The following is a 21,494-nucleotide window of genomic DNA, read 5'->3' as shown; positions in this document are numbered from 1 at the left end:
GAAGTCGCCGAGCAGCGTGGCAGCCGGCGATTGTCAGGCCTCGCCGTAGGCCCGGCGCGCCAGCGCGGCGGCGAGGATGGCGCTGGGGTCGACCAGCGTCCAGTCCCGCGCCTGCGGCGCCTGCGGCAGCGCCAGCGGGATCTCGGTGCAGGCCATGACCAGCGGCAGGTCGCCGTGCGCGGCGCGCAGCTGCGCGCCCACGGCGGCGAAGCGCGCCTGCGCCAGCGGCAGGTCGCCGGCCTTCACGCCGTCGTAGATGCCCTGCATCAGCCACTCGCGCGCGTCGTCGCCGGGCAGCACGCAGTCGATGCCCTGCGTGGCCAGGGCCTGCGCGTACAGGCCCATGCGGTAGGTGCCCTGCGTGGCCAGCAGCCCCACGCGCATGCGGCCCTGGCGGCGCAGCGCGGCGGCGGTCTCGCGCGGCATGTGCAGCAGCTCGATCTGCGGCACGCGCTCCTGCAGCGCGGCATGCCAGGCGTGCGCGGTGTTGCAGGGGATCGCCGCCGCGCGCGCGCCCAGGTCCGCCAGCTGCTTCAGGCCACGCACCAGGGGCTCCAGCGGCTGGGGCGCGGCGGGGTCGGCCAATGCCCGGGTGCGGTCGGGCACCGGCAGCTGGGCCATCCAGTGCTCGGGATAGGCCTGGTCCGCGACCTGCCGGCCGTGGGTGCGCAGCCAGTCCTCGCAGGCGGCGACGAACAGGCGTACGAAATCGACGCCGGCGGCGGGCCCCATGCCGGCGAGGATGCCGACGGGCCGCGGGGCGGGCTGCGCGCTCATCGCAGCATGCTCGACATGGCGGACAGGCAGTTGACCATGCGCACGGCCGCCTCGACGCCGGGCGCGGTGAAGCGCAGCGCGGTGCCGCCGGTGCGCTCCAGCGTGGGCCATTGGCAGAACAGCTCGGCCAGGGCCGTGGTCTGCGCGACCAGGTCGACGCTGACCGGCCCCTCGATGCGCAGCGGGGCCACGCCCCCGGCCTGCGGCACGGCCTGGGCCACGCCTTCGCGGATGGCGGCGCAGGCACGCTCGGGCGACAGGCTGATGCCGCTGTTGGCGCCGGTGGCGCGCTTGACCTGCACGAAGCGGGTGTGCGGGAACAGCGGCTGGTGCTCGGCGATGAACATGTCGTCGCCCGAGGCGGCGACCACCGGCGCGCCGTAGGCGCCGGCCAGCGCGCCGTACAGGCCCATCTCGCCCAGCTCCTGGCCGTTCAGGCTGACGCGGGCGAACGCGAAGCTGTTGATGGTGTGCGCCAGGATGCCGCGGCCCTGGGCGCGCGAGTGGTAGCCGATCATGCAGATGCCGTCGATGCCCAGCTCCACGCCGGCCACCATGCTCAGGTAGCGCGGCTTGCCCTGGATGGCCTGGGCGCGCGCGTCGAGCAGGTCGGGCGGCATGTTGCGAAAGCCCCCGTGCGAGTCGTTCACGTAGACCTCGGTGGCGCCGCCGTCGAAGGCGCCGGCGATGGCGGCGTTGGCCTCGTCGGCCATCAGGCGGCGGGCGCGCTCGTACTCGGGGTTGCCCGGGCGCACCTGCTCGGGGTGGTAGACGCCGGCGACGCCTTCGATGTCAACGGAAACCAGGATCTTCATGTCGTCTCTGTCTGTGTCAGCCGGCTGGCCGGGCGGGTGCGGTCAGCCGTGGTGGTGGTGGATGAGCCACTCGCGCAGCGACGCGCGGCGGTGGCCGTTGCGGCCGGTCACGGGGTCGGCGTGCCACAGCGCGTGCACGATGGCCTGCTCCACGCTGTCGGCCGCGGCCTGGAACAGGCCGTCGAGCCGGGCCTCGTGCACCATCGCCACGGCGGGCATGGGTGCCTCGGGCAGGTGCGGGAGCGTGTAGGCGCTGGAGAAGGCCAGCGCGATGTCGCCGCTGCCGTGCCCGAACACCGAGCCGGTGCGCGCCAGGCCCGCCGCGGCGCGCAGCGCCAGGCGGCCCAGCTGGCGCGCATCGAGCGGCGCGTCGGTGGCCAGCACCATGATGATCGAGCCTTTTTCGGCCGCCGCCTCGGGCGCCGCCGCCAGCCGCTGGCCGATCGGCTCGCCGCCCCAGACCAGGTTGGCCTGCACGCCGTAGTTGGCCAGCACCAGCGCGCCCACGGTGTACGGCGCGCCGGCCCGCGGCGCAGTGCGGCGCGAGGCCGTGCCGATGCCGCCCTTGAGCTGGAAGCTCGACATGCCGCGCCCCGCGCCGACGGCGCCCTGCGCCACGTCCGCGCCGGCCGCGGCGCACGCCGCCTCGTAGTCCCGGGCGGTGACGGCCATGCGCTGGATGTCGTTCAGGTAGCCGTCGTTGCACTCCAGCACCAGCGGGTTCACGGTGGGCAGCGCGCGGCCGGTCTCGGGGTTGGCGCGCACGCACTGCGCGATCTGGGCCTGGGCCACGGCGGCGACCGAGAAGGTGTTGGTGAGCGCGATGGGCGTCTCCAGCTGGCCCAGCTCGGCCAGCTGCATCAGCCCCACGCTCTTGCCGAAGCCGTTGACGACGGCGGCGGCGGCGGGCACCTTGTGGCGGAACGGGTCCTGCGCGTGCGGGTGGATCACCGTGACGCCGGTCTGCACGTCGCCGTCGGCCAGCGTGGCGTGGCCGACGGCGACCCCCGCCACGTCCGTGATGGCGTCGCGCGGACCGCTGGGCAGGCGGCCGATGCGCGGAGCGTGCGGGGGGCGGCCCGGCGTGGCGTCCATCAGGTCTGTCGGTCGATCTTGGGATCGAGCGCGTCGCGCAGGCCGTCGCCCAGCAGGTTGAAGGCCAGCACCGTGAAGAAGATGGCCAGGCTCGGGAACAGCGCCACGTGCGGGGCGTTGACCATGTCGGCGCGCGCCTCGTTGAGCATGGCGCCCCACTCGGGCGTGGGCGGCTGCGCGCCCATGCCGAGGAAGGACAGGCTGGCCGCCGTGATGATGGAGGTGCCCACGCGCATCGTGAAGTACACGACGATGGACGAGATCGTGCCCGGCAGGATGTGGCGCATGATGATGGTCCAGTCGCTGGCGCCGATGCTCTGGGCCGACTCGATGTAGGTCATGCGCTTGAGCACCAGCGTGTTGCCGCGCACCAGCCGCGCGAAGGCCGGCACGCTGAACACGGCCACGGCCACGACCACGTTGGTCATGCTGCTGCCCAGGATGGCGACCACGCCCAGCGCCAGCAGGATGCCGGGAAAGGCGAACAGCACGTCCGAGATGCGCATCACGATGCGGTCCCACCAGCCCTCGTAGTAGCCGGCCAGCAGCCCCAGCGCGGTGCCGATGATGCCGCCGATCAGCACCGACAGGAAGCCCGCCGCCAGCGAGATGCGCGTGCCGATCAGGATGCGGCTGAAGATGTCGCGCCCCAGCGGGTCGACGCCGAACCAGTGCACGGCCGAAGGGCCTTCGTTGAGGCGGTCGTAGTCGAAGTAGTTCTCGGCGTCGTAGGGCGCCAGGTACGGCGCCACCACCGCCACCAGCACCAGCAGCAGCACGAAGCCGAGCGCGGCCACGGCCACGTGCTGCTTCTTGAACTTGCGCCAGAACTCGCGCCAGGGCGTGCGCACCTGCCCGGCATCGGCGGGGGCTGCGGCGACGGGGGAAGTCACGGAGCTCGTCATGCGGGCCTCACTTGTAGCGGATCGTGGGATTGATGAAGCCGTACAGCATGTCCACCACGAGGTTGATCAGGATGAACTCCAGCGAGAACAGCAGCACCAGCGTCTGGATCACGGGGTAGTCGCGCATGATCACCGCGTCGACCAGCAGGCGGCCCAGGCCGGGCCAGTTGAACACCGCCTCGACCACGATCGAGCCGCCCAGCAGGAAGCCGAACTGCAGGCCCATCATCGTGACCACCGGGATCAGCGCGTTGCGCAGGCAGTGCTTGAGCACCACCACGCGCTCGTTCAGGCCCTTGGCGCGCGCGGTGCGCACGAAGTCCTCCTGCACCACCTCGACGAACGAGGCGCGGGTGAAGCGCGCCATCACCGCCGCCACGGCCGCGCCCAGCGTGATGGACGGCAGGATGTAGTGGCGCCAGGAGTCGGCCCCCACCGTGGGCAGCCAGCCCAGGTCGACCGAGAAGATCTGCATCAGCATCATGCCCAGCGCGAACGCGGGGAAGGAGATGCCCGAGACCGCCAGCGTCATGCCCAGCCGGTCGGGCCACTTGTTGCGGTACACGGCCGAGAGGATGCCGATGCCCATGCCGAAGACGACCGACCAGGCCATGCTGGTGATGGTCAGCATCAGCGTGGGCATGAAGCGTTCGGCGATCTCGGTGGCCACCGGGCGGCGCGTGCGCATCGAGGTGCCGAAGTCGCCCTGCACCATGTGCGTGAAGAAGCGCCCGAACTGCGCGGGCAGGGGCTGGTCCAGTCCCAGTTCCTGGCGCACCTGCTGCACCGTGGCCTCGTCGGCGTCCTGGCCGGCGGCCAGGCGCGCCGGGTCGCCGGGCAGCATGTGCACGAACAGGAACACCAGCACCGCCACGATCAGCAGCGTGGGCAGGAGCCCCAGCAGTCGTTTGAGGAAGTAGTTCAGCATGGGTGCGGCGCTGCGCGCGCAGCGTGGTTCGTTGTCGACACGGGAGCGGCGCCCGCGCGCCGCGCGGGGCCGCCTCGGTTCACTTCAGCGCGATCTCGTCGATGTTGATGTTCGCGTCCGGCATCACGTAGACGCCCGACAGCCGCTTGGAGTGGGCCGAGAGGTTCTCCTCCGTCACCAGCGGAATGCGCGGCAGGTCCTTGGCGAGCTGCTCCTGCACGGTCTTGTACAGCGCGGCGCGCTCGTTGCTGTCGGTGGTGACCAGCGCCTTGGCGATGCCGTCGTCCACCACCTTGTTGCTGTAGAAGGCGTAGTTCGCCAGCTTGGGCGACCAGGCCTCTGTGGCGAACAGCGGGCGCAGTGCCCAGTCGGCCTCGCCGGTGGACGACGACCAGCCGATGTAGTACAGGCGCGCCTTCGCCGTCTTCGGGTCGGGCCAGGCGTCGACCAGCTCGGTGCGCTGCCCCGGCTCCAGCGCCTGCACCGACACCTTGATGCCCACCTGCTGCAGCTGCTGCTGCAGGAACTGGATCACCTTCTGGCTCGTGGTGTTGTTGTAGCCGCTCCACAGCACCGACTCGAAGCCGTTGGGGTAGCCCGCTTCCTTCAGCAGTTCGCGTGCCTTCTGCACGTTGTAGGGGATCGGGTCCATCTTCAGCGCGTAGCCCACGCCCTGCGGCACGAAGCCCTGCGCCGGGAAGGCGAAGCCGCTGAAGGCCACCTTGGCCAGCGCCTCCTTGTTGATGGCGTAGCCGATCGCTTCGCGCACCTTCAGGTTGTCGAAGGGCTTCTGCAGCATGTTGAACACCAGGAAGCGCTGGATGATCGACGGCGAGCTCACCACCTCCACCTTGTCGCTCTTCTTCAGCGTGGCGATCTGCTCGTACGGCAGCGTGAAGGCGAAGTCGGCCTCGCCCGTCTGCAGCATGGCGGCGCGGGTGTTGTTCTCCAGCACCGGCTTCCAGGTCACCTGGTCGATCTTGGGATAGCCCTGCTTCCAGTAGCCGGCGAACTTCTTGCCGACGATGGCCTCGGTCTGCTTCCACTCGACGAACTCGAACGGGCCGGTGCCCACGGGGTGGAAGGCGATGTCCTTGTTGCCCCACTTCTTCAGCGCGGCCGGCGAGATCATCGCCGCCGAGGCATGGGCCAGCGAGTTGATGAAGGGGCCGAACGGCTCCTTCAGCGTGATGCGCAGCGTCTGCGGGTTCACCGCCTCGACCTTGGCGATGCGGTTGAACTGCGTGGCGCGCAGCAGGCGGTTGGCCGGGTCCATCACGCGGTCCAGGTTGGCCTTGGCCGCGGCGGCGTCGAAGCCGGTGCCGTCGTGGAACTTGACGCCCTGGCGCAGCTTGAAGGTGTAGACCAGCCCGTCCTTGGACACCTCGTAGCTCTCGGCCAGCACGTTCTTGATCTTCAGGTCCTTGTCGAACTGGAACAGGCCCTCGTAGAAGCTCTTGGTCACGGCCGTGGTGATGGTCGTGTTGGTGTTGTACGGGTCCAGCGTCTCGGGCTGCTGGTAGATAGCCAGCACCGCGTTGCCGGCGGCCAGCACGGAGCCGGAGGCGGCAAGGGCGGCCAGGGCCAGCAGGGCCTGGGCGGCGCGGCGGGTGGGAGCGGTTTTCTTCATCAGGGTCTCCGGGTTGGCAAAGGGTGTCGGTGGTGCATCAGGCGGCCTGCGGCGCCACGAAGTGGTCGGGGCCCACCTGCACCATCGGCGGCACCACGGGCTCGTCGCCCACGGCGCGGATGGGGCTGGGGATCTCGCCCTCCAGCAGGCTGCGCTTCAGGTGCCGGCGCGCTGGGTCGGCGATCGGCACGGCGGCCATCAGCTTGCGGGTGTAGGGGTGCTGCGGGCTCTCGAAGATGGCGCGGCGCGGGCCGATCTCGACGATGCGGCCCAGGTACATCACCGCCACGCGGTGGCTGATGCGCTCGACCACCGCCATGTCGTGCGAGATGAACAGGAAGGCCACGCCCAGCTCGCGCTGCAGGTCCAGCATCAGGTTGACGATCTGCGCCTGGATCGACACGTCCAGCGCCGACACCGATTCGTCCGCCACCACCACCTTGGGGTTGAGCGCCAGCGCGCGGGCGATGGCGATGCGCTGGCGCTGGCCGCCGGAGAACTCGTGCGGGTAGCGCTGTGCGTGCTCGCGCGGCAGGCCTACCTTCTCCAGCAGCCAGTCCACGCGGGCCTGGGCCTGCGCCCGCGTGCCGATGTGGTGCACCAGCAGCGGCTCCATGATCGAGAAGCCCACCGTCAGGCGCGGGTCCAGCGAGGCGAACGGGTCCTGGAAGATGAACTGGATGTCGCGCCGCAGCGACTGCACCTCGCTGCGCGGCAGCTCGAGGATGTTGCGGCCGCCGAACTCGATGGCGCCGCTCTGGCTCTCCACCAAGCGCAGCAGCGAGCGCCCGGTGGTGGATTTGCCGCAGCCGGACTCGCCCACCAGCGCCAGCGTCTCGCCGGGATAGAGGTCGAAGCTGACCTGCTCCACCGCATGCACGCGGCGCGTGACCTTGTTCATCAGGCCGGAGCGCAGGTCGAAGCGCGTGACCAGGTTCTTCACCCGCAGGATGGGCTGCGCGCCGGCCGGGCGGGTGTCGACGGGCGTGGACTCGCCGGGCGCGGTGGCGCCGTCGATGCGCAGCAGCTCGAAGGGGCGCGGCAGGTCCGTGCCCTGCATGGCCCCGAGCTTGGGCACGGCCGACAGCAGCGCGCGCGTGTAGGCGTGCGCCGGCGCGGCGAACACCTGGTCCGAGGGGCCTTCCTCCACCTTGTCGCCGCGGAACATCACCAGCACGCGGTCGGCCACCTCGGCCACCACGCCCATGTCGTGGGTGATGAAGATCACGCCCATGCGCATCTCGTCCTGCAGCTGGCGGATCAGCTGCAGGATCTGCGCCTGGATGGTCACGTCCAGCGCCGTGGTGGGCTCGTCGGCGATCAGCAGCTGCGGCTTGCACGACAGCGCCATCGCAATCATCACGCGCTGGCGCATGCCGCCGGAGAGCTGGTGCGGAAAGCGGTCGAGCACGTTCTTCGCCTCGGGGATGCGCACCAGCTCCAGCATGCGCAGCGCCTCGGCGCGGGCGGCGGCGCGGTCCATGCCCTGGTGCACGCGGATCGACTCGGCGATCTGGTCACCCGCGGTGAACACCGGGTTCAGCGAGGTCATCGGCTCCTGGAAGATCATGGCCACGTCGGCGCCGCGCACGTCGCGCATCTGGCTCTGCGAGGCAGTGGCGACGTCCAGCACCTGGCCGCCGCGCCGGCGCAGCAGGGCCGAGCCGCCGGCGATCCTGCCGCCGCCGTGCTCCACCAGCCGCATCAGCGCCAGCGAAGTGACGGACTTGCCCGAGCCCGATTCGCCGACGATGGCCAGGGTCTCGCCCCGGTCCACGTGGAAGGACAGGTGGCGCACCGCCTCCACCGTGCGTTCGGACGTGGTGAAGCGGATGGTCAGGTCGTCCACCGCCAGCACGCGCTGCTCGGGCAGTGCCGACGATGGTGCGGAAGGGCTGGATGGCGTGTTCATGGGTGGAAACAAGCAAAACGGGTGCCGGTGGGCCGCCGCGGTGGTCAGCGGTAGATGAAGGTCTCGGGCGCCTGGCCCGCGCGCACCAGGCCGCGGTACATGCCCTCGGTGTTGAACGGCAGGCAGACGTTGCCGTGGCGGTCCACGGCGATCAGCCCGCCGCTGCCGCCAATGGCGGGCAGCGCGTCGTGCACCACCGCATCGGCGGCGGCGGCCAGCGGCAGGCCGCCGTAGGCCATGCGCGCGCACACGTCGTGCGCGGCCGCCACGCGGATGAAGCTCTCGCCGTGGCCGGTGCAGGAGACGGCGGCGGTGCGGCCGTCGGCGTAGGTACCCGCGCCGATCAGCGGGCTGTCGCCCACGCGCCCGGGGCGCTTGTTGGTCAGGCCGCCGGTGGAGGTGGCCGCCGCCAGGCGCCCCTGCGCGTCGAGCGCCACCGCGCCCACGGTGCCCATCTTGCGGCCCTCGTGCAGCGGCGGCGTGCCGCGGCCGGCGGCCAGCGCGGCCGCGCCGTCGTGGTCCAGCACGGCGCCGGCGGCGCTGGCCTGCGCGGCCTGCAGCTGCGCGCGGCGCGCGTCGGTGGAGAAGTAGCCCGGCTCCACCATCGCCAGCCCGGCGCCGCGCGCCAGCCGTTCGGCGCCCTCGCCGACCATCAGCACGTGCTGGCCGTGCTGCAGGACGGCGCGCGCGGCCAGCACCGGGTTGCGCACCCGGGCCACGCCCGCCACCGCGCCGGCGGCCAGCGTGGCGCCGTCCATCACGGCGGCGTCGAGCTCATGCGTGCCGTCGGCGGTGAAGACGGCGCCGTGGCCGGCGTTGAACAGCGGGCAGTCCTCCAGCGCCTGCACGGCCGCGCACACGGCGTCGAGCGCGCTGCCGCCGTGCGCCAGCACCGCCTGGCCGGCCAGCAGCACGGCGTGCAGCGCCGCGTGGTAGGCGCGCTCCTGCTCGGGGCTGATGTGGGCGCGGCTCAGCGTGCCCGCGCCGCCGTGGATGGCGATCACCGGGACGGCAGCGGTGGCGGTCGGCGTCATGGGGTGGCGGCTCCTTTTCTGGCGCTGGCGGCGTGCGCGCCGGCTGGGGATGTCCTGGCCGTGCCGTCGTGCAGCCAGGGCAGCACGGCTTCGGTCACGCGCGCGGCGTTCTGCACCGAGTTGGGGGCCTTCATGGCCACCGCGCTCGCCAGTGCCTCGATCAGGGCCAGCGCCGACGACTCGGAGCTCGCGGCGTGGCAGTTCTCGGTCGGCGCATACAGGGCGCCGTGCGCGATGGGCGCCAGTGGCGACTGCGGGCCGTCGGTCAGCGCCAGCACGCGCACGCCGCGTTCGGCGGCGCCTTGCGCCAGCAGCGCGGTGTCGCAGAGGTAGCGCGGAAAGGTGATGGCGATGAGCAGGTCGGGCGCGCCCATGCGCGGCAGCAGGCGCGCGCCGTGCGAGGCGCCCGCCACGCTGGCCAGCAGGTGCACGCTGTCGCAATGCGCCTCCAGCCCGCGCTGCAGCAGGCCGGCCAGCCAGCCGCTGGAGCCGAAGCCCACCAGGTAGATGCGCCGCGCGGCCAGGATGTCGTGCACGGCCTGCTCGCACATCGCCGGGCTCAGCGCCTCGCGCGTGGCGGCGATGTTGCGCTGGCTCTCCTCCAGCGCGGCGACGAAGGCGTCGTGCACCGTGCCGGGCCGGGCCAGGCGCGCGCGCATCTTCTCGACCGGCGCCAGCATGGCCTCGAATCCCTTGACCAGCTCGGCGCGCAGCATGGGGTAGCCGTCGAGCCCGATCGCGCGGGCGAACCGGTTGGCCGTCGCTACCGACACGCCCACCGCCGCGGCCAGCTCGTCGATGGGCATGGTCGCGGCCTGCAGCGGGTGCCGCAGCACGTAGTCCGCCACCTGCACGTGCGAGCGCGTGAGCTGCGGGCGGGCGCGGGCGATGCGCGCGGCGATGGGAAGCGGCTTGCGTTCTCCGCCGGGCGGGGGTGTTCTGGCGGGGGGCGACACGCGGATGATATGAAAGTTCCCGCCAGTCTATGTCAATGAAAATTTTTCATCAAGACACGCGCGCGCCGCCCCCCGGAAACGGCGACGGCCGCGAGAACGCGGCCGTCGTGCCCCAGGGCGATGGGCGGATCAGCTGAACTTCGGCAGGTTGAACTGCGGCGGCACGCCCATGCGCCGGTTGATCAGCCATTGCTGGGCGATCGACAGGATGTTGTTCGTGATCCAGTACAGCACCAGGCCGGACGGGAAGAAGAAGAACATCACCGAGAACGCCAGCGGCATGATCCACATCAGCTTGGCCTGCATCGGGTCCGGCGGGGCCGGGTTCAGCGCGGTCTGCAGCAGCGTGGTCAGCGTCATGATGACCGGCAGCAGGTACCAAGGGTCGGGCGCGGACAGGTCCTTGATCCAGCCGATCCACGGCGCGCCGCGCATCTCCACGCTGGACAGCAGCACCCAGTACAGCGCGATGAACACCGGGATCTGGATCATGATCGGCAGGCAGCCGCCCAGCGGATTGATCTTCTCCTCGCGGTAGATCTTCATCATCTCCTGCTGCATCTGCTGCGGCTTGTCCTTCAGCCGCTCGCGCATTTCCGTGATGCGCGGGTTGATGGCCTTCATCTTGGCCATGCTGGCGTAGGCCTTGGCGTTGAGCCAGTAGAAGGCCACCTTCAGCAGCACCACCAGCGCCACGATGGACCAGCCCCAGTTGTGGATCACCGCGTACAGCTTCTCCAGCAGCCAGTACAGCGGCTTGGCCAGGATGTGCACCCAGCCGTAGTCCTTCACGCGCTCCAGGCCCGGGTAGACCCGCTCCATCATGGTCTCGATCTGCGGGCCGACGAACAGGCGCGACTCGACGGCCTGCGTCGCGCCCGGCGCCAGCGGCGCCAGCGTGCTGATCATGCCGATCGCGTACAGGTTGGTGCCGACCTTGCGCGCGAAGATGTCGCGCGCGGTGCCGTCGCCCAGCAGCCAGGCGCTGGCGAAGTAGTGCTGCACCATGGCCACGTAGCCGTCGCTCGCGCTCTTGACGAACTTGGCGTCGTTTTCCTCGATGTGCTTGAAGTCCACCTTCTGGAACTTGCCCTCCTCGGTGTAGACCGCCGGGCCGGTGAAGGTGAAGTAGAACGAGGACTCGCCGGGCGGCTTGTTGCCGTCGCGCACCAGCTGCATGTACAGCTGCGGCGTGACCGTGGTGCTGCCGGCGTTGACGACCTCGTGCTTCACGCCGATCGTGTAGGAGCCGCGCTCGAGCACGTAGGTCTTGACCAGCTTCACGCCGCCCTGCACCGGCGACTCGAACTGCACCTCCAGCCGGTCCGTGCCGTCGGCCAGCGCGCGCGGGCCGGGCACGGGCTGCATCGGCGTCGTGTGGTTGGGCAGGTCCGGCGCGCCGATCAGGCCGGTCTGCGCCAGGTAGACGCGCTCGGCGCTCTGGTCCAGCAGCACCAGGTGGCGGTGCGGGTCGGTCAGGTCGGCGTTCTTCAGCAGCTCGGCCCTCACCAGCGAGCCGCCGGCGCTGTCGAAGCTGAGCTTGTAGACGTCGGTCGTGACCTCGACCAGCTCCTGCGCGGCCGGCGCCGCGGCGGTTGCGGAGGCCGGGGCGCCCGGCACCTGGCCGGCACCCGCCGCCGAGGCCGGCGTGGCGACCGCCGGCGGAACGCCGGTGCCGGCCGGCGCCGAGGCGGCCCCTTCGGCCGGCGCGGCGGCCACCGTCGGCGTCGGGAAGAAGGTGGCGGGGTGTCCGTTGTGGACCTGCCACTTGTCCCACAGCATCACCAGGGAGAACCCAAAGATCACCCAGAGGATGGTTCGGCGAATGTCGTTCATGGAAGACTAGTCGGAGGAAAACGGGAACAGCCGCCGGCCGAAGAGGCGGGGCCGCTGCGCAGGCACGGGGTCGTGCCCGCCATCGCACCAGGGATGGCAGCGCGCGAGCCGGCGCAGTGTAAGGTAGCTGCCCGGGCCGGCCCCGTGGCGCGACAGCGCCTCGATCGCGTACAGCGAGCAGGTCGGCTCGAAGCGGCAGGCCGAGCCCAGCCAGGGGCTCAGCAGCAGCCGGTAGCCGCGCACCAGCCCGATCAGCAGGCGGCGCATCATGCGGCGGTGGCGGCGCGGCGCATCAGCTGCTCCAGCTCGCTGCGCACGGCCTGCTTGAGCCGGTCGGAACTGGCGCTGACGAACTGCTGCCGGTCGAAGCCCGTGCGCAGCCGCACCACGTGCGCCGCGCGCGGCAGCGCCGCCGCGTGCGCACCGGCCACGGCGTAGATCTGGCGCCGGATCGCATTGCGCGTGACGGCGCGGCGCGCCCAGCGCTTGGGCAGCACGGCGCCGATCCAGACGTCCTCGGCCGCGAACAGCGGGCGCGCACCGGCCTGCGCAGTGGCAGCCGGCGGCGGCAACGCGATGCGGTGCAAGGCGAAGTGGGCGGTCCGGGAGACGGGAGCGCCGGCCATCACGGCCTGGAACTGCGCGCGCGTCCTGAGTCGCTGCACAGCGGCGCTGGAAAGAGGGGTGTGGCCATCGGGCGCGCCGGCATGGCGCGGCGCGCCCGCCGGGAACTCAGACCGACAGGCGCTTGCGGCCCTTGGCGCGGCGCGCGTTGATGACGGCGCGGCCGCCGCGCGTCTTCATGCGGGCCAGGAAACCATGCACGCGCGCGCGACGGATCTTGGAGGGCTGGTAGGTGCGTTTCATGTCAGTTCCTTGGAAATCGGTTCGGCGGGCGGCGCCCGCAAGCAGTGGGCCGGTCCGCTGCCGCGGCCTGCCCCAAATCCTCACCCGGGCGCCTGCGGCATCCGCGGCGCCACGCCCTGGCGTCCATGGTGCCGGGTAGGCCAAACCCCGGAGAACCCGCGATTATCGCCAAAAATCGATGGAGGACAAGCCATTGCACGCGCCGGGGCGTTCGGCGCCATGCCGCGCGCAGTGCCCCGCCATCCCGTGCGAGCTTGTGGACAACTATCCCCGCAACTAGAATGCGGGGTGCTTCAAGAAACCTTTTATCCACAGGAGCGGGGCGGCGCATGATGGAGGGGAGCCACGCCAGCGGCGCTGCCGGCGACAGCCTGTGGCAGGCCTGCATCGAGCAGCTCGCCCAGGAACTTCCCGAACAGCAGTTCAACACCTGGATCAAGCCGCTCGTCGCGCAGGTGAGCCCCGACTTCAGCAAGGTCACGGTGTACGTGGCCAACCGCTTCAAGCTCGACTGGATCCGCGCCCAGTATGCCGGGCGCATCACCCAGATGCTGGAGAGCCTGTACGGCCAGGCCATCGTGCTCGAGCTGGCGATCACCCCGCGCGAAGCCGTTGCCCGGGTGACGCCCCTGCAGCTCGCGCGCGAAATGGCCGCGCAGGCCGAACCCGCCGCCGAGCTGGCCGAGGAGAACGGCGCCGGCCCGCACAAGAGCCGCCTCAACCCCGCGCTGACCTTCGCCAGCCTGGTCGAGGGCACGGCCAACCGCATGGCGCGCGCCGCCGCCATGCACGTGGCCGGCTCGCCGGGGCAGCTGTACAACCCGCTGTTCATCTACGGCGGCGTCGGCCTGGGCAAGACCCACCTGATGCACGCCGTGGGCAATCGCCTGCTCGAAGAACGCCCCGGCGCCAAAGTTCTCTACATCCATGCCGAGCAGTTCGTCTCGGATGTGGTCAAGTCCTACCAGCGCAAGACCTTCGACGCGTTCAAGGAGCGCTATCACTCGCTCGACCTGCTGCTGATCGACGACGTGCAGTTCTTCGCCAACAAGGACCGCACGCAGGAGGAGTTCTTCAACGCCTTCGAAGCCCTGCTGGCCAAGAAGTCGCATATCGTGATGACTTCCGACACCTACCCCAAGGGCCTGCCGGACATCCACGAGCGCCTGGTCTCGCGCTTCGACTCTGGGCTCACGGTGGCGATCGAGCCGCCCGAGCTGGAGATGCGCGTGGCGATCCTGATCAACAAGGCGCAGTCCGAGGGCACCGAGATGCCCGAGGAAGTGGCCTTCTTCGTCGCCAAGAACGTGCGTTCCAACGTGCGCGAGCTCGAAGGCGCGCTGCGCAAGATCCTGGCCTACTCGCGCTTCAACCAGAAGGAGATCTCGATCCAGCTGGCGCGCGAGGCGCTGCGCGACCTGCTGTCGATCCAGAACCGGCAGATCAGCGTCGAGAACATCCAGAAGACGGTGGCCGACTACTACAAGATCAAGGTCGCCGACATGTACAGCAAGAAGCGCCCGGCCAGCATCGCGCGGCCGCGCCAGATCGCGATGTACCTGGCCAAGGAACTGACGCAGAAGAGCCTGCCCGAGATCGGCGAGCTGTTCGGCGGGCGCGACCACACGACCGTGCTGCACGCCGTGCGCAAGATCGGCGGCGAACGCCAGCAACTGGCCGAACTGAACCAGCAGCTGCACGTGCTGGAGCAGACGCTGAAGGGATGAGGCCGGCGCCGCCCCCGCCCCGTGCGCCGCACGGGGCGGTCATCCGATTGGGCGAGAATGCAACACTTTTGCATCCGTTCCGCACAAGAACCATCGAGAAGAGGTTGACATGATCGTCCTGAAGGCTCCCCAGAGCACCGTGCTGTCGGTTCTGCAGTCGGTGTCGGGCATCGTCGAGCGCCGGCACACGCTGCCGATCCTGGCCAACGTGATGCTGCGCAAGGCCGGCGGCAGCGTGCAGTTCACGACCAGCGACCTGGAGATCCAGATCCGCACCACGGCCGAGCTGGGCGGCGACGAGGGCGGCTTCACGACCACCGTGGGCGCGCGCAAGCTGATCGACATCCTGCGCACCATGCCGGCGGACCAGACCGTCTCGCTCGAATCCAGCCAGAACAAGCTGATCCTCAAGGGCGGCAAGAGCCGCTTCACGCTGCAGACGCTGCCGGCCGAGGACTTCCCGCTGGTGCAGGAGTCCGCCGACTTCGGCCCCGCCTTCAGCGTGCCGCAGAAGACGCTGAAGGAGCTGCTCGGCCAGGTCGCCTTCGCCATGGCCGTGCACGACATCCGCTACTACCTGAACGGCATCCTGTTCGTGGCCGAGGGCAAGCAGCTGAGCCTGGTCGCCACCGACGGCCACCGCCTGGCGTTCGCCAGCGCCACGCTGGACGTGGAAGTGCCCCGCCAGGAAGTGATCCTGCCGCGCAAGACCGTGCTGGAGTTGCAGCGCCTGCTGTCCGACGCCGGCGGCGAGGAGCAGCCCATGATCGAGCTGCAGTTCGCCAACAACCAGGCGCGCTTTCGCTTCGGCGGCATGGAGTTCGTCACCAAGCTGGTCGAGGGCAAGTTCCCCGACTACAACCGCGTGATCCCCAAGAACCACAAGAACGCCGTCACGCTGGGCCGCCAGGCCCTGCTGGCCAGCCTGCAGCGCACCGCCATCCTGACCAGCGAGAAATTCAAGGGCGTGCGCCTGAACCTGGACCCCGGCAGCCTGCGCGTGGCCTCCAGCAACGCCGAGCAGGAAGAGGCCCAGGACGAGCTGGACATCGACTACGGCGGCGACAGCATCGAGATCGGCTTCAACGTCACCTACCTGATCGACGCGCTGGCCAACATGCAGCAGGACATGGTCAAGATCGAGCTGTCCGACGGCAACAGCTCGGCCCTGATCACCATCCCCGAGAACAACAGCTTCAAGTACGTCGTGATGCCGATGCGCATCTGACCCTGCCAGCGCGGCGCCCGCGCCGCCTGCCGCGACCCGCGCCCGCCGCGCGGGTTCGCCGTTTCCGAGTTTGACGAAAGTACGCCATGACCGACGAAAGCCTGCCCGTTCCGCCGAACGCCAACGACGGCGCGCAGACGCCCCGCACCGCCGCGGCCAACGCCAGCGAAGGCTATGGCGAAGGCGCCATCCAGATCCTCGAAGGCCTGGAGGCCGTGCGCAAGCGCCCCGGCATGTACATCGGCGACACCAGCGACGGCACCGGCCTGCACCACCTGGTGTTCGAGGTCGTGGACAACTCCATCGACGAGGCCCTGGCCGGCTACTGCGACGAGATCCTCGTCACCATCCACACCGACAACTCCATCAGCGTCGTCGACAACGGCCGCGGCATCCCCACCGGCGTGAAGATGGACGACAAGCACGAGCCCAAGCGCTCGGCCGCCGAGATCGCGCTGACCGAGCTGCACGCCGGCGGCAAGTTCAACCAGAACAGCTACAAGGTCTCCGGCGGCCTGCACGGCGTCGGCGTCTCCTGCGTGAACGCGCTCAGCAAGTGGCTGCGCCTGACCGTGCGGCGCGACGGCAAGACCCACGCGCTGGAGTTCTCGCGCGGCGTGGTGCAGAACCGCATCGTCGAGACCGCCAACGGCGCCGAGGTCTCGCCCATGAAGATCCTCGGCGACACCGAGAAGCGCGGCACCGAGGTGCACTTCCTGCCCGACGTGGAGATCTTCAAGGAGAACAGCGACTTCCACTACGAGATCCTGTCCAAGCGGCTGCGCGAGCTCTCCTTCCTGAACAACGGCGTGAACATCAAGCTCAAGGACGAGCGCACCGGCAAGGAAGACGACTTCTCCGGCGCCGGCGGCGTCAAGGGCTTCGTGGACTTCATCAACAAGGGCAAGACCGTGCTGCACCCCAACGTGTTCTACGCGTCGGGCGAGCGCGCGGCCGAGACCTACGGCGGCATCGCCGGCACGCAGATCGGCGTGGAAGTCGCCATGCAGTGGAACAGCGGCTACAACGAGCAGGTGCTGTGCTTCACCAACAACATCCCGCAGCGCGACGGCGGTACTCACCTCACCGGCCTGCGCGCGGCGATGACGCGTGTGATCAACAAGTACATCGAGGAGAACGAACTGGCCAAGAAGGCCAAGGTCGAGATCAGCGGCGACGACATGCGCGAAGGCCTGACCTGCGTGCTCTCCGTCAAGGTGCCCGAGCCCAAGTTCAGCAGCCAGACCAAGGACAAGCTCGTCTCCAGCGAAGTGCGCGCCCCGGTGGAAGACATCGTCGGCCGCCTGTTGTCCGACTACCTGCAGGAGCGCCCGAACGACGCCAAGACCATCTGCGGCAAGATCGTCGAGGCCGCCCGCGCGCGCGAGGCCGCGCGCAAGGCCCGCGAGATGACGCGCCGCAAGGGCGTGCTCGACGGCATGGGCCTGCCCGGCAAGCTCGCCGACTGCCAGGAGAAGGACCCGGCGCTGTGCGAGATCTACATCGTCGAGGGCGACTCCGCCGGCGGCAGCGCCAAGCAGGGCCGCGACCGCAAGTTCCAGGCGATCCTGCCGCTGCGCGGCAAGATCCTGAACGTGGAGAAGGCGCGCTACGAGAAGCTGCTGACCAGCAACGAGATCGTCACGCTGATCACCGCGCTGGGCACCGGCATCGGCAAGGCCGGCGGCAGCAACGGCGCCGACGACTTCGACGCCGCCAAGCTGCGCTACCACCGCATCATCATCATGACCGACGCCGACGTCGACGGCGCCCACATCCGCACCCTGCTGCTGACCTTCTTCTACCGCCAGATGCCCGAGCTGGTCGAGCGCGGCCACGTCTACATCGCGCAGCCGCCGCTGTACAAGGTCAAGTCCGGCAAGGAAGAGCTGTACCTGAAGGACGCCGCCGCGCTGGACGCCTTCCTGCTGCGCATCGCGCTGGTCAACGCCGCCGTGCACACCGGCGGCGAGCACGGCACCACGATCGCCGGCGACACGCTGGCCGAGCTGGCGCGCAAGCACCAGATGGCCGAATCCGTGATCGGCCGCCTGTCCGCCTTCATGGACGCCGAGGCGCTGCGCGCCATCGCCGACGGCGTCGCGCTGGACCTGGACACCGTGGCCGAGGCCGAGCAGTCCGCCGTGGCGCTGCAGCAGCGCCTGCGCCTGCTGGGCAGCGGCGCCGAGGTCGCCGGCGAATTCGACGTGCGCACCGACAAGCCCGTGCTGCGCATCAGCCGCCGCCACCACGGCAACGTCAAGAGCAGCGTGATCACGCAGGACTTCGTGCACGGCGCCGACTACGCCGCGCTGGCCGAAGCCGCCGAGACCTTCCGCGGCCTGCTGAGCGATGGCGCCCGCGTCATGCGCGGCGAGGGCGAGCGGCAGAAGGAAGAGCGCGTCGCCGACTTTCGCCAGGCCATGCGCTGGCTGATCTCCGAGGCCGAGCGCACCACCAGCCGCCAGCGCTACAAGGGCCTGGGCGAGATGAACCCCGAGCAGCTGTGGGAAACCACGATGGACCCCGAGGTGCGGCGCCTGCTGAAGGTGCAGATCGACGACGCGATCGAGGCCGACCGGGTGTTCACCATGCTGATGGGCGACGAGGTGGAGCCGCGGCGGGACTTCATCGAGACGAATGCGCTGCGGGCGGGGAATATCGACGTCTGACGGATGTAGAGCGAGGCATAAGACGCGAAACGGAGGCCCATAAGGATAGCGATCCGTGGGGCTTACTCACCCTAGGGAAGCGCTGAACAATGCCCAACATGAGCGGCTAACTCGTATGTCAGGAGATGCGGGCGTGAGAACCCGGCCGATTCGAGCCTGACGAGCAGCGCCGCGCGCTCGTTTGCGGCCCTTTCCAGGCCGATTTGCTCGATCAAGACGCACCTCGGGCTTGGATGTCCAACAACGATCGCTTGGCAATCACCAGATTAGCCAAGCCGAACAGCGTGAACAGCTGCCCCTGGTTCTTGGCCAGCCCCTTGTAGCGAACCTTGCGATGGCCGAACAGGTTCTTCATCACATGGAACGGGTGCTCGACCTTGGCGCGCACGCTGGCCTTCAGTTGCTCGGCCTGCTCCAGCAACCGCGCCCACTTCCTCTTCAGTTCCAGCGCCCGGCGCTTGCCGGGCTGCATGGCAACGAACCAGACCGGCCCTTTGGCCTCGGGCCGCTTGTCCACGCCGCGGTAGCCGGCGTCACCGAAGGCCGAGGCCTCTTGCCCGTGCAGCAGTGCTCCGGCCTGCGTCACGTCGTTGACGTTGGCTGCCGTGGCGATGACCGTGTGCACCAAGCCCGACTCGGCATCCACCCCGATGTGCGCTTTCATACCGAAGTGCCACTGGTTGCCCTTCTTCGTCTGGTGCATCTGCGGGTCGCGCTCACCCTTGGCGTTCTTCGTCGAACTGGGCGCGGCGATGATGGTGGCGTCCACGATGGTGCCCGCGCGCATCAGCAAGCCTTGCTCGCCCAGGTGGGCGTTGATCTCGTCGAAAAGCGTCCTTGTCAGGTCGTTGGCCAGCAGCAGGCGTCGGAACTTCAGCAGCGTCGTGGCGTCGGGCACCGACTCGCGCGACAGGTCGATGCCCACGAAGTCGCGCATGGACTGGCTGTCGTACAGCGTGTCCTCCAGCGCCTCGTCGGCCAGGCCATACCACTGCTGCAAGCAGTACATGCGCAGCATCTTGGCCACGCCGATGGGCGGGCGGCCTACCCGGCCGCCGCGCGGGTACGAACGCGCAATGGCTGCTTCCAGACGGGCCCAAGGCACGAGGCGCTCCATCTCGTCGAGAAACCTCTCTCGCCTCGTGCGCTTCTTCTTCAAGGCGTACTCGGCGCTGGCAAAGCTGCGTTGGTTCATACCCTGATGCTGCCTTCGTGGTGTCAATCTCGCATCGCGGTCAGCACGGATAAATCAGCGCCTCCCTAGCTTCAAGCTGGCTGTACCAGTGGGTTGCTCTGAGAGTTCTTAGGAAGAGAAATGGCAAGCTTTGCGGCAGAGTTTCCGATTGATCCCCAGCGCTCCACTCACGACGTTATCCGCCTTGCGTGCCAGTGGATCACTGGTAGCCCCCATTCCGCTTTCGAGCATGACGCCTTGATCGGCCTCCCTCACAGCGGGGAGCAATCGGTAAGCGTGGGCGCGGAGCAAGTGACTCTTGCTCATTCGCCAACGTTGGATGGGGAGGTTGGAGGGCTTCGCTATGAACGCTCCGAAGAGTCTCTGGCATGGACCACGACCATCGTCTCGTTGAAGTCGAGCGGGAAGCACATCCTCCGCATGGAGGTGGTTTGTGAGGCACTTTCAACTCTCGCACGGCTGCCACCACCAAAGAAACCATACTTCATTAAACAGGCTCTCTCAGAACTCGGCGGTGGTAACGATGGGGAGATTCCAGTTACCGACCAACCCTTCCGACTCTCTGCTGGAGAAGAGTCAGCAGCCGCTAAATTGATCCTAGGAACTGCTCACAACTCTCTGCCGATTGTGTACGTAAGCGCAGGTTTTGGGGATCAATATCTTGTGGACCCTGCCGAGCTGGCTCGATTTGTTGGTGGCTTGGCACATGTCATTGTCGAACCGAACCGCGCATTTTCGCATATTGTCAAACGACTAACCAGGTCTCGAAACGTCTTCGGGGGCGCAATCGGTGTTTACTGGCCGAATTCGGAAAAGAGAATATCCTACTTCGGGGAAGAGAGCGCCAGAGCAGGTAAGGCGCTTGCCATCAAGATTGCTAAGGATATCCGAGTAGCACTCTCGAACAGACGACAGCGATCCAACTGCACCTGGGCTCATCTTAAAGAGGCTGTGGCAAAGAGTCGCTACGAGCAACTTAAAGCCGACGGTTCGACCGAGCTGAATCAATACGTCTCGGCGTTCGACGATGAGATTGCTGCGAAACAACAGGTCGTCATCGAACGCGATCAGGAGATTGCGCGTCTCAACTCGGAGATACGCCGTTTGAGCAGCATCGAGCAAGCGGCACAGGGTGGCCTAATTGAGCTCGGTGAAGAGCAGGATCTCTACCAAGGCGAAGTGCGCGACATAATTATTTCGGCACTACAGGATGCGGTAGGGCGAGTGGTGAAAAACAGCAGGCGGGAACATGTTCTCAGCGATCTGTTGAATACAAATGTCCCTGGCGGACGGGCCGAGGCAATGAGCGAAGAAATCAAAGCTCTTCTGAGGGACTACCGCAGCATGGATGCCAAAACACGGACTGCCCTGACTCGGCTTGGCTTTGAGCTTTCCGAAGATGGCAAGCACTGGAAGGCGATTTTCCAGGGAGACTCGCGTTATACGTTCTCATTCCCGAAGACCGGAGGTGACTATCGTGGTGGTCTCAATACGGTCAGGGACATCAACAATGCTTTGTTCTGAGGTTGTGCGGTTTCACGCTTCATGCGCGCGTATTTATCACCTTATGGCTGCCAGCCGGCTGTAAGCCGTTGATGCATGAAATAGAGGTTCTGCACTTTATAGGTCGCCCTACAACGGAGCGCCGGGTAGCGCCCGAGACCCTGGGCTCGGCGTTGTGGAGACGAGCGCCCAACCGCTGGCAGCCTGCCGCGCGGTTAAGGAGGCCTTAAGCAAAGAGGCAGAAGCTGGCCTCTCATGTCGATCACGTTTCGCAGGGGCGGCCCCGGTGGGCCTGCTCCTCTGGCTGCCGCCTGCTTCTCCGGTTTTCCAAGGGTCGCGGCCGACACAGGCTGCGCGGCCTGGCCCGGCCGTTCGGCCACGGGCGCGTGCGGCACGGCCGATGAAACGGCGCCC

At 68.6% G+C, this 21,494-nt stretch carries 18 protein-coding genes; 4 read left to right on the top strand and 14 right to left on the bottom strand.

Going from position 1 to position 21,494, the window contains the following annotated elements; all coding sequences use genetic code 11:
- Positions 1-33: 33 nt before the first annotated feature.
- The 13 genes from QM782_RS08085 to rpmH all read right to left on the bottom strand — a co-directional run bounded on the left by QM782_RS08085 (position 34) and on the right by rpmH (position 12,755).
- Entirely contained in the window at positions 34-777 is a 744-nt protein-coding gene (locus QM782_RS08085; protein WP_415202401.1) for an aspartate/glutamate racemase family protein, read from the bottom strand.
- Positions 774-1,592 (bottom strand): M55 family metallopeptidase, encoded by an 819-nt coding sequence (locus QM782_RS08080; RefSeq protein WP_415202400.1) that lies wholly within the window; start codon positions 1,590-1,592, stop codon positions 774-776. Before QM782_RS08080 ends, QM782_RS08085 begins: the two co-directional genes overlap by 4 nt.
- Before the next feature lie 42 nt (positions 1,593-1,634).
- Positions 1,635-2,687, bottom strand: coding sequence for a P1 family peptidase (locus QM782_RS08075; RefSeq protein ID WP_415202399.1), 1,053 nt, complete (start codon positions 2,685-2,687; stop codon positions 1,635-1,637).
- The gene (gene gsiD, locus QM782_RS08070) at positions 2,687-3,592 is read right to left on the bottom strand and encodes a glutathione ABC transporter permease GsiD (RefSeq protein WP_415202398.1); all 906 of its coding nucleotides are present in this window, start codon (positions 3,590-3,592) and stop codon (positions 2,687-2,689) included. The genes QM782_RS08075 and gsiD overlap by 1 nt, the downstream gene beginning before the upstream one ends.
- Before the next feature lie 7 nt (positions 3,593-3,599).
- Positions 3,600-4,520 carry a glutathione ABC transporter permease GsiC gene (gene gsiC / locus QM782_RS08065; RefSeq protein WP_415202397.1) on the bottom strand — a complete coding sequence of 307 codons (921 nt, stop codon included), beginning with the start codon at positions 4,518-4,520 and terminating at the stop codon, positions 3,600-3,602.
- 79 nt (positions 4,521-4,599) lie between these two features.
- Positions 4,600-6,150, bottom strand: coding sequence for a glutathione ABC transporter substrate-binding protein GsiB (gsiB, locus tag QM782_RS08060; RefSeq protein WP_415202396.1), 1,551 nt, complete (start codon positions 6,148-6,150; stop codon positions 4,600-4,602).
- Between the two features lie 37 nt (positions 6,151-6,187).
- Positions 6,188-8,062, bottom strand: coding sequence for a dipeptide ABC transporter ATP-binding protein (locus QM782_RS08055; protein WP_415202395.1), 1,875 nt, complete (start codon positions 8,060-8,062; stop codon positions 6,188-6,190).
- Between the two features lie 44 nt (positions 8,063-8,106).
- Entirely contained in the window at positions 8,107-9,096 is a 990-nt protein-coding gene (locus QM782_RS08050) for an isoaspartyl peptidase/L-asparaginase family protein (RefSeq protein ID WP_415202394.1), read from the bottom strand.
- On the bottom strand, positions 9,093-10,052 hold the full coding sequence (locus QM782_RS08045) for a MurR/RpiR family transcriptional regulator (protein WP_415202393.1): 960 nt from the start codon (positions 10,050-10,052) through the stop codon (positions 9,093-9,095). The genes QM782_RS08050 and QM782_RS08045 overlap by 4 nt, the downstream gene beginning before the upstream one ends.
- Before the next feature lie 129 nt (positions 10,053-10,181).
- The gene (gene yidC, locus QM782_RS08040; RefSeq protein ID WP_415202392.1) at positions 10,182-11,888 is read right to left on the bottom strand and encodes a membrane protein insertase YidC; all 1,707 of its coding nucleotides are present in this window, start codon (positions 11,886-11,888) and stop codon (positions 10,182-10,184) included.
- A 6-nt stretch (positions 11,889-11,894) separates the two neighbouring features.
- Positions 11,895-12,158 carry a membrane protein insertion efficiency factor YidD gene (gene yidD / locus QM782_RS08035; RefSeq protein WP_415202391.1) on the bottom strand — a complete coding sequence of 88 codons (264 nt, stop codon included), beginning with the start codon at positions 12,156-12,158 and terminating at the stop codon, positions 11,895-11,897.
- A complete protein-coding gene (locus tag QM782_RS08030; protein WP_415202390.1) occupies positions 12,155-12,553 on the bottom strand; it encodes a ribonuclease P protein component in 399 nt (132 codons plus the stop codon). Before QM782_RS08030 ends, yidD begins: the two co-directional genes overlap by 4 nt.
- A gap of 67 nt (positions 12,554-12,620) precedes the next feature.
- Positions 12,621-12,755, bottom strand: coding sequence for a 50S ribosomal protein L34 (gene rpmH, locus QM782_RS08025; protein ID WP_415202389.1), 135 nt, complete (start codon positions 12,753-12,755; stop codon positions 12,621-12,623).
- Positions 12,756-13,084: 329 nt separating this feature from the next.
- On the opposite strand from rpmH, the gene dnaA reads away from it, so the two are divergent.
- The 3 genes from dnaA (at position 13,085) to gyrB (ending at position 18,382) form a co-directional block, all read left to right on the top strand.
- A complete protein-coding gene (gene dnaA / locus QM782_RS08020) occupies positions 13,085-14,482 on the top strand; it encodes a chromosomal replication initiator protein DnaA (protein ID WP_415202388.1) in 1,398 nt (465 codons plus the stop codon).
- A gap of 109 nt (positions 14,483-14,591) precedes the next feature.
- Positions 14,592-15,710, top strand: a complete 1,119-nt coding sequence (dnaN, locus tag QM782_RS08015; RefSeq protein WP_415202387.1) for a DNA polymerase III subunit beta — start codon at positions 14,592-14,594, stop codon at positions 15,708-15,710.
- 86 nt (positions 15,711-15,796) lie between these two features.
- Positions 15,797-18,382 carry a DNA topoisomerase (ATP-hydrolyzing) subunit B gene (gene gyrB, locus QM782_RS08010; protein WP_415202386.1) on the top strand — a complete coding sequence of 862 codons (2,586 nt, stop codon included), beginning with the start codon at positions 15,797-15,799 and terminating at the stop codon, positions 18,380-18,382.
- A gap of 211 nt (positions 18,383-18,593) precedes the next feature.
- Here gyrB and QM782_RS08005 read toward each other — a convergent pair whose 3' ends face one another.
- On the bottom strand, positions 18,594-19,577 hold the full coding sequence (locus tag QM782_RS08005) for an IS5 family transposase (RefSeq protein WP_415202385.1): 984 nt from the start codon (positions 19,575-19,577) through the stop codon (positions 18,594-18,596).
- A 120-nt stretch (positions 19,578-19,697) separates the two neighbouring features.
- Here QM782_RS08005 and QM782_RS08000 point away from each other — a divergent pair, with 120 nt between their 5' ends.
- On the top strand, positions 19,698-21,101 hold the full coding sequence (locus tag QM782_RS08000; protein ID WP_415202384.1) for a hypothetical protein: 1,404 nt from the start codon (positions 19,698-19,700) through the stop codon (positions 21,099-21,101).
- Positions 21,102-21,494 lie beyond the last annotated feature (393 nt).

It is taken from the genome of Pseudorhodoferax sp. (genome assembly GCF_047601025.1).
In the GTDB taxonomy this organism is placed as follows: Bacteria; Pseudomonadota; Gammaproteobacteria; order Burkholderiales; family Burkholderiaceae_C; genus Pseudorhodoferax.
Note: the sequence above shows the minus strand (reverse complement) of the source record. Positions and strands in the feature narration are given on the sequence as shown.